Annotated in this window: 2 protein-coding genes; both read left to right on the top strand. The window is 68.0% G+C overall.

Translation table 11 applies throughout. The features are described 5' to 3' along the window. The coding region (locus VFF46_RS08430; protein WP_325036467.1) for a LamG domain-containing protein at positions 1-1,294 on the top strand (1,294 nt) is incomplete at its 5' end. A 66-nt stretch (positions 1,295-1,360) separates the two neighbouring features. Continuing rightward, positions 1,361-1,941: aldo/keto reductase (locus VFF46_RS08425; protein ID WP_325036466.1), on the top strand; the 581-nt coding region annotated here is incomplete at its 3' end.

Here is a 1,941-nt window from a genome sequence, read left to right as displayed (position 1 = left end):
CGGTCTGATGGTCTGGCAGGACATGCCGGCGTCGAAGACCGACGCGATGCCCGAGCCCTGGCGGACCCAGTGGAAGTCCGAGCTGCACGAGATGATCGAGGAGCACAAGAGCTTCACGTCGATCACCGTCTGGGTGCCGTTCAACGAGGGCTGGGGCGAGTGGGACCGGACCGAGACCGGCCAGGTCGCGGACTCGGTGGCGGCGCAGGATCCGTCCCGGCTCGTCGACGCGCACAGCGGCGTGAACTGCTGCAACTCGCACGGTGACTCCGGGCGCGGCAACATCCTCGACTACCACGCGTACCTCGGACCGGCGACCACGATGCCGACGGCCGACCGGGCCGCGGTGGACGGCGAGCACGGCGGGTTCGGGCTGAAGGTCCCGGGCCACATGTGGTTCGGCGACGGGTCGGCGTACGAGATGGAGCCGGACTCGGCGACGCTGACTCGCAAGTACGTGGAGAACCAGGAGAACGTACTGCGCTCGGCGCAGCAGTGCGGGATCAGTGGGTCGGTGTACACGCAGATCACCGATGTCGAGGGGGAGCTGAACGGGTTCTTCACGTACGACCGCCGGGTGCCGAAGATGGACTTCGCGCAGGTGCGGACAATCAACAAACGGATTGTCGACAATGCTACGGGGAGCGGTACGGGTGTGCCGGATCCCGGGCCCGGTACGCCGGGGGTGGACGGCATTCACTTCTATCCGCTCGACGGGTCGGGGGAAGATGCTGTCGGCAACAATGACGCGACGCTGGAGCAGGGCGCGGTGTATGGCGAAGGGAAGTACGGCCAGGGGGTCGCGCTGAATGGGGCGGGGCAGTACGTGGACACCGGGGCGGCGCTGGTTGACACCAGCAAGAACTACACCGCCAGCGCTTGGGTGAAGTTGAACAAGGTGGACGGGGCGTTCCAGACGTTTGTCAGTCAGGACGGTGAACGGGACAGTGCGTTCTTCCTGCAGTACTCCGGGCAGGATCAGCGGTTCGCGATGAGCTTTCCGGGAGTCCGGGCGCTGGCGCCGGTGAAGCCGAATCCGGGGCAGTGGTACCAGGTGACCGGCGTACGGGATGTGGTGAAGGGGGAGCTCCGGCTGTATGTCGACGGGGAGCTGGTGGCTACCAAGTCCGCGTGTTCGCTGGATGCCGGGGCGACTGGGGACACCGTGATCGGGCGGGCGAAGTTCGGTGGGAATCAGGTCGATTTCCTGGATGGGACGGTTGACCAGGTTCATCTGTACGACCGGGCGTTGAGCGATGCGGAGGTAGGGGCGCTGTACCGGTCCGGGCGTTAGATTCGAGATGCGAAGAGGCTGCGGAGCCGTGATGCTGGAGGTAGCCGACCAGCGGAGGTGAGTGCGATGGCCGTACCTAGCCGGCTGGTCGCTCCGGGGTCGGCTGTTCGCTTCCGGCCGCCGCGGTTCGGGCTCGGCGGGTCGCATCTCGGCGAGGCGGACGAGCAGACGGCGCTTGCGACGGTGGATGCGGCGTACCAGGCGGGGATTCGGTTCTTCGACACGTCGCCGGCGTACGGCGAGTCCGAGGCGCGGCTCGGCGCGGCGCTGCGGAGCCGGCCGCGCGGGGAGTTCCTGGTGTCGACGAGGGTGGTGGGGGACGATCCCGAGCAGTCCCTCCGCGAGAGCGGCGAACGGCTAGGACTCGCCCTCGACCTCATCTTCCTGCCACAAGAAGCGGTAGTAGGTGCACAGCACCTCGCGAGCGGCGCGGAAGAAAGTGCGCGGCAGAGGGCGCAGGAGGATACGCGCGACGGTGCGGGCGCAGGCGGGCGGGATGGTGAGCCGCAGGGCGTGCGGGCCGGCGGGCCAGAGGGTGCGCGGCTGGTCGCAGGCGAAGGTGGGCATCAGGGTCTGCAGGGTGGGGAGGAACGGGCCGGAGAGACGGGGGCGGGGCGCGGAGGGGTTTTGTTGGGTGGGGATTTGTT

Source organism: Kribbella sp. (assembly GCF_035655035.1).
Lineage (GTDB): Bacteria > Actinomycetota > Actinomycetes > Propionibacteriales > Kribbellaceae > Kribbella.
This window is presented reverse-complemented; position numbering and strand designations above follow the sequence as displayed.